Source organism: Mesorhizobium sp. L2C084A000 (genome assembly GCF_000502875.1).
Taxonomy (GTDB): domain Bacteria; phylum Pseudomonadota; class Alphaproteobacteria; order Rhizobiales; family Rhizobiaceae; genus Mesorhizobium.
The window spans coordinates 580,093-586,435 of sequence record NZ_AYWX01000009.1; the positions used below are offsets into that span (position 1 = coordinate 580,093).

The following is a 6,343-nucleotide window of genomic DNA, read 5'->3' on the forward strand; positions in this document are numbered from 1 at the left end:
CCGTTTTTACAAATCAGAGGGCCTTGCGGCCGGTTGTTGCTCCATGAAGAGCGAGAAACTGCTGCGTCGCGCGCGCGGCATCGCCGCCGATCGCCGCCTCAGTCAATTCCAGCCGGTCGCCAAGCAGCAGACGGATCTGCACGTCGCGGGCGACCAGCCCGAAAAAGGTGCGGAACGCCGTCTCGGCATCCGCGAAATCCAAAAGACCGGTCCGTCGGCCGGCCTCAAGCACCGGCTTCAACCGTTTGGCCAATGCGAAGCGGCCGTTCTCAAGCACGACGGCGCCGAGATTGTCCTTACCCGAGCCCGCATGGCTGACCGCCACCCGGTTGAGGGCGATCGACGTGTCGCTGGAGATCACCTTAAGCCAGTCCGAGGCAAAGCGTTCGAGGCTTGCGGTCAGCGAGGCAAGATCGAGCCCCTTGCCGTCAACCGGCGCCACCCGCACTTTCGAGGCCTGCCACTGCACCGTCGCCGTCAGCAGCCCGTCACGGTCGCCGAACCATTTGTAGAGCGTTTCCTTGGAGCAGCTAGCGCGGCGCGCCACGGCGTTCATGGTCAGATGATCGCCCTCCTCGACCAGCAGCCGCAACGCCGCGTCGAGGACGGCCTTCTGCCGTTCTGTCAGCGCTTCGCTGGTGTCGATGTCGGGCAAGATGTGCAACACGCTCTTCTCTCGAAAGGCAGGCCGCCGATCACTCGGCAATCCGTACCGTACGTTACGGTTCGGCATATTGCGCATTCCAAGGCCGCACGCAAGAGGACGAGAGCAAAATATCTGCAAGTGGATGAGCGTTGCCGCGCGCGACAGCCTCGCCTAGTCGCCGGCTGGCGGTTGACGCAGCCGTCCAAGCAATGCCGAGACCATGGTCAGCTCATCCGCCGACAATTTGGCGCCTACCAGTTCCGCAATCGAGCGTCCGTAGACAGCCCACATCTGGCGGCGTATCTCTCGCCCGCTGGCGGTGATGCGGATGGTCTGGCCACGGCCGTCATCGGCCACCGGCAGCTTCTCCACCAGTCCGTCGGCCTCTAGGCGGGCCAGAAGCCGAGAGATGTTGTATTGCGCGAACAGCGTGCGCTCGATGAGCTGGAACGGCCGCAGCCCGCCCTCACCCGCCTCGGCGAGCTCATGCAGCACGTCGTACCAGGCAAGCGGCGGCAGGCCGGCGGCCTTCAACGCCTCCTCGGCGCTTTCCATCAGCTGGCGCGAAACGCGCATCAGGCGAGCCCAGGCCTTGATGGCTTCGGGCGAAGGCGTGGCTTTCTCGGTCATGGCGCATTCCTAGACGATAGATGCAATTGCATCAAGCTTGACGGTCGATGCATGTGCATCTATATAGATGCAATTGCATTAACCCTGGAAAGCCGATCCGATGAAACACGAAACCTGCACACGCGCCGACAAGCTCATTCTCGTCAGCCATCACCTTTGCCCCTATGTGCAGCGCGCCGCGATTTCGCTGGCCGAAAAGGGCGTGCCGTTCGAGCGCGTCGATATCGACCTCGCCAACAAACCGGACTGGTTCAAGGCGATCTCGCCGCTCGGCAAGGTGCCGCTGCTGCGGGTACAGCGAAATGGTGAGGAAACGGCGATCTTCGAATCGGCCGTCATCCTCGAATTCCTCGAAGAGACGCAGGCCAACCCCCTCCACCCTGTCGATCCCTATGCCCGCGCCCGTCATCGCGCCTGGATCGAGTTCGGTTCGGCAACCCTCAACGCCATCGGCCGGTTCTATTCAGCCTCGACCGAGGCTGGCTTCCTTGCCGAATCCAGCGCGCTGTCCGCCATGTTCGATCGCCTCGAAGCCGAGCTGGCGGACGAGCCCGGCGGACCCTGGTTCGCCAGCAAGCACTTTTCGCTGGTCGACGCCGTTTACGGTCCGGTCTTCCGCTATCTCGATGTCTTCGACCGCATCGGTGATTTCGGCATTCTGGACGGCAAACCGCTCGTCCGAGCCTGGCGCAAGGCGTTGAGTGAACGCCCGTCGATCAGGCAAGCCGTGGCGCCGGACTATCCGCAGCGCCTGCATGCTTTCCTGCAAGCGAAGGGATCGCACCTTTCAGGCCTCATCCGGAAAAACGATCCAGCCACCGCGCTTCGGTCAGCCCAATCCGCTTGAACGGATCGATCACCGTACCGGCCACCATCGAGGCGAGAAACTGCGGCGCCGGCGGGATTTTTGCCACCGTCGCCACCAGCCTGTCGCGGATCAAGGGCAGCGCCACCGAATCCGACTGGTAGAACGGCGTGAATGCCAGCGACAGCGCCTGGAAGATGCGGACATGCCAGCGCCGCGCCTTCGCATAGGCCTCCAGTGCTGCGTCGACACTCGTTGTCCGCACCAGCGCATGGCTGAGCGCCGCCGCGTCGAGCAGCGCCATGTTCGCCCCTTGCCCGAGTTGCGGACTGGTGGAATGCGCCGCGTCGCCGATGACGGCCAATCGCCTACCGGCCGGGAGCTTCATCGTGTGGTGGCCGTAGCGGGCCAGCGAGAGCTGGTCGAAACTGTCGATCTGGCTGGTGAACGCCTCGCTCTGTGGCCACAGCCGGACCACCCTTTCCTTCCAGGCGTTCAGGCCGCGGACGCGCACCTCATCGGCATCCGACGGCTTCAGGCTCCAGAAGAAGGCCGCCATCTTTTCAGCGCCCGGCTGCGGCCGGCCGACCGGCAGCACGCCGATCATCACGCTCGCTTTGTCGTAGCGTTGCAGCAGCGCATGCTCATCGAAACCGTCGCCGCGCCAACCAAGCGCGGCCCAGAACGCGCCATAGGTGAGTGCTCTTGGCTCGCCTGGAGCGCTCGCGCGGCGCAGTTTCGAGCGCGAACCGCTGGCGTCGATGACGAGGTCGAACGGCCCTGCCCTTCGTCGGTTGCCGCATATCAGCGTCGCCCGTTCGCCGGTCTCCAGAGCCTCGATCTCGACGCCGGTCTCGATGGCGATCGCCTCGCGCTGCGCGGCGCGGAAAAGCACGCCGAACAAGGCCGCCCGGTGCACCGCCAGCCCGAAGCGGCCACCGCGTTGCGCATCGTAGCGGACATCGAGCACCGTACGGCCCGTGGAAGCATCGGCGCCATGCAGGCGGTCGATACGGCTGCCCAGCGCGAGTATGTCGTCAAGCAGGCCAAGATCGGCCAGGACCGTCAGCCCTGTCGGCTGCAGAATCAGCCCGGAGCCGACCGGCTTCGGCTCATCGAAGCGCTCGAAGACCGTGACCCGATGCCCGGCACGCTTGAGATAGAGCGCCATGGCCAATCCCGCCGGCCCGGCGCCGGCAATTGCTATGTCGTAGGAAATGCCAATGCCCCCAAGCCGAACTGGCCGGGACAATCCTTCAGCCGCCCGACGAAATCAAGCCGCGGGTTTTAACTGCCGTTCAAGCCTGCATGGCATCAAAGCCGGAACGCGCGTCGCGCACCGCGTCATGATTGAGTTCGGCCCATAGGATCAGCTGATGCAAGGCGCCGAACATCGAGTGTCCGAGATCGGTCAGGCTGTATTCGACGCTCGGCGGCTTGGTCGGGAACACTTCGCGATGCACATAGCCGTCACGCTGCAAATCATGGAGCGTCTGCGTCAGCATGCGCTGTGAGATATCGGGCACCAGCCGCCGCAATTCGCCAAACCGATAGGGCTTTTCGGTCAGCGCCATCATCAGCAGCGAGCTCCATTTGCCGCTCACCCCCTGGATGACATCGCGGACTGGACAATTTGCAAAATTGCCGCCGCCGGAGATTGCCTTGTAGACCTCCATCTTCGATCTCAGATTGACGATCTTGCTGTCCACCGCTGGTTCCCTGCGCCTGCCTACCTCCCGAAAAACTGCCTTCTTTACGGCCCAGGGTCAATTCCTATTTTAGTGCTGGTCTCTTTTTGAGACTGCCACTCGAGCCGCCTTAGCGGCGCAATGTCAGGATCTTCCATGACCGAAACCCTTCTCGTCACCGGCGCTTCCGGCCAGCTCGGCCGCGGCGTCATCAACCATCTGCTGGACACGTTCAAGGTTCCAGCGGCACGGATCATCGCCGCCACCCGCAATCCGGAAAACCTCGCCGGCCTTGCGGCGCGAGGCGTCATCACAAGGGCGGCTGACTTCGACGACACACTATCGTTGGAGGCTGCGTTCAAGGGCGCCGACAGGGTGCTGATCATCTCGACCGGCGAGATCGACCTGCTTCACGGCAAGCGCCTGAGGCAGCACGAGAACGCGGTTGCCGCCGGGAAGAAGGCCGGTGTTTCCCACCTTCTCTACACCTCGATGCCTAATCCAGAACCGGTTTCGCCGGTGCTGTTTGCCAATGATCACTACGGCACCGAGCAGGCGATCAAGGCGAGCGGCATCCCCTACACGATCTTCCGCAACGGCTGGTACCAGGAGAACCTGTTCATGGCCCTGCCGCACGCGATCGCTTCGGGAAAATGGTACACGTCCGCCGGCGACGGCCGCATGGCGCACGGTGCGCGCGACGATATGGCGGCAGCGATCGCCGCCGGCCTCGCTGCCGCATCAAGCGAAAGCGAGACCTACACCTTGACCGGCCCGCAGGCCTACACGACGGCCGAGATTGCCGCCCTGGTAAGCGAGGTCACCGGCAAGCCGCTAGATGTCGTGCAGGTTCCGGATGAAGCCCTGACCGAGGGCGTGAAGGCGGCTGGCGTTCCCGAGGACTTTGCCCGCATCATCGTGTCATTCGACGCCAACACGCGTTCCGGCCGCATCGCCATGGTGACGGACGCGGTCGAGACGCTTTCCGGCCGAAAGTCGAAGACGCTGAAGCAGTTCCTCGAGGCAAACAAGGCCGCGCTGGCCGGTTGAAGCGGAGTGACATGGACTGTGCCGTGAAGCACAGTCCATTCGCCGATCCGCCAGGACATGTCCTAGATCGCCACCTGCGTGCCGATCTCGACCACGCGCCCGGTCGGGATTTGGAAATACTCCGTCGCGTCGGCCGCCGTGCGCGCCAGGCCGATGAACAGCCGATCCTGCCACACCGGCATGCCGGAATTGGGCGAGGCCTTGAGCGAACGCCGTGACAGGAAGAACGAGGTCGTCATGATGTCGAACTTCCAGCCNCGGAATTGGGCGAGGCCTTGAGCGAACGCCGTGACAGGAAGAACGAGGTCGTCATGATGTCGAACTTCCAGCCCTGCTTGCGGCAGATCGCCAGCGCGCGCGGGATGTTCGGCTGCTCCATGTAGCCGAAGGTCAGCGTCACCCGCATGAACAGCTCGTTGACCGTCTCCATCTTGACCCGGTCGCTGTCGGGCACCACCGGTTGCGGCGCGGTCACCACCGAAAGGATGACGTTCTGCTCGTGCAGCACCTTGTAGTGCTTCAGGCTGTGCATCAGCGCGGTTGGCGCGCTGAGTGGATCGCTCGTCAGGAACACCGCGGTGCCGGACACCAGCTGCGGCTTTTTCTTCAGGAGATTGCCGGCGAGGAAATCGAGCGGGATTTCGTTGCGGCGGGTCTTGTCGAACAGATAGCGGCTGCCGCGCACCCAGGTCCACATAGCCAGCACAATGGTGAAGGCCACCGCCAGCGAAGCCCAGCCACCCTCGAACACTTTGACGATGTTGGAGGCAAAAAAGCCGACATCGATGAAGCCGAACAGCGCCGTCATGGCGACCGCCACCCACAGCCGCCATTTCCAGATCCGGGTCATGACGACGAACAGCAGCACCGTCGTCACCAGCATGTTGCCGGTCACCGAGATGCCATAGGCGGAGGCGAGCTTGCTCGATTCGCCGAAACCGACGACCAGCAGCATCACCGCCAGCGCCAGCAACAGAGTGACGCGCGGCATGTAGATCTGGCCCGACTGCTTCTCCGAGGTGTGCAGGATTTCCAGGCGCGGCAGCATATTGAGCTGCACCGCCTGCCGGGTCAGCGAGAAGGCGCCGGAGATGACCGCCTGGCTGGCGATGACAGTCGCGGCCGTCGCCAGCACGACCATCGGGATCAGCGTCCAGCCTTCGTTCATCTCGAAGAATGGATGGCCGACGACGCCATTCTTGGCCAGCACGAAGGCGCCTTGCCCGGCATAATTGAGCAGCAGGCAGGGAAACACGATCGCCAGCCAGGCCAGCACGATCGGCTTGCGGCCGAAATGGCCGAGATCGGCATAGAGTGCTTCGGCGCCGGTGACGGCGAGGAAGATGGCGCCGATGGTCACGAAAGCGACGTCGGGCGAATTGATCAGGAAGGCGACGATGTAGTGCGGGCTCACCGCCCACAGGATTTCCGGATCGGCGATGATGTGGTTGAGACCTGAAAGGCCGATCGCCAGGAACCACACCGCCGTCACGGGACCGAAGACCAATCCCACCCCGCCCGTGC

Annotated in this window: 6 protein-coding genes and 1 pseudogene; 2 read left to right on the plus strand and 5 right to left on the minus strand. The window is 63.5% G+C overall.

Translation table 11 applies throughout. The features are described from left to right. Nucleotides 1-13 precede the first annotated feature (13 nt). Both X735_RS145435 and X735_RS145430 read right to left on the minus strand, forming a co-directional pair. On the minus strand, nt 14-667 hold the full coding sequence (locus X735_RS145435) for a TetR/AcrR family transcriptional regulator (RefSeq protein WP_023812416.1): 654 nt from the start codon (nt 665-667) through the stop codon (nt 14-16). Between the two features lie 150 nt (nt 668-817). Continuing rightward, nucleotides 818-1,276 (minus strand): MarR family winged helix-turn-helix transcriptional regulator, encoded by a 459-nt coding sequence (locus X735_RS145430; protein WP_023812417.1) that lies wholly within the window; start codon nt 1,274-1,276, stop codon nt 818-820. A 100-nt stretch (nt 1,277-1,376) separates the two neighbouring features. Between X735_RS145430 and X735_RS145425 the strand changes: the two genes are divergently transcribed. Then, entirely contained in the window at nt 1,377-2,123 is a 747-nt protein-coding gene (locus X735_RS145425) for a glutathione S-transferase family protein (protein WP_023812418.1), read from the plus strand. Here X735_RS145425 and X735_RS145420 read toward each other — a convergent pair. Together X735_RS145420 and X735_RS145415 are read right to left on the minus strand one after the other, a co-directional pair. Further along, nucleotides 2,071-3,333 (minus strand): NAD(P)/FAD-dependent oxidoreductase, encoded by a 1,263-nt coding sequence (locus X735_RS145420; protein WP_023812419.1) that lies wholly within the window; start codon nt 3,331-3,333, stop codon nt 2,071-2,073. The genes X735_RS145425 and X735_RS145420 overlap by 53 nt on opposite strands. A 46-nt stretch (nt 3,334-3,379) precedes the next feature. Then, nucleotides 3,380-3,790 (minus strand): helix-turn-helix domain-containing protein, encoded by a 411-nt coding sequence (locus X735_RS145415; protein ID WP_023812420.1) that lies wholly within the window; start codon nt 3,788-3,790, stop codon nt 3,380-3,382. A 135-nt stretch (nt 3,791-3,925) separates the two neighbouring features. On the opposite strand from X735_RS145415, the gene X735_RS145410 reads away from it, so the two are divergent. Further along, nucleotides 3,926-4,819 (plus strand): SDR family oxidoreductase, encoded by an 894-nt coding sequence (locus X735_RS145410; RefSeq protein WP_023812421.1) that lies wholly within the window; start codon nt 3,926-3,928, stop codon nt 4,817-4,819. Between the two features lie 62 nt (nt 4,820-4,881). Here the strand turns inward: X735_RS145410 and X735_RS01000000166060 are convergent. Further along, nucleotides 4,882-6,343 (minus strand): annotated as a pseudogene (locus X735_RS01000000166060) (KUP/HAK/KT family potassium transporter); the annotation flags it as partial.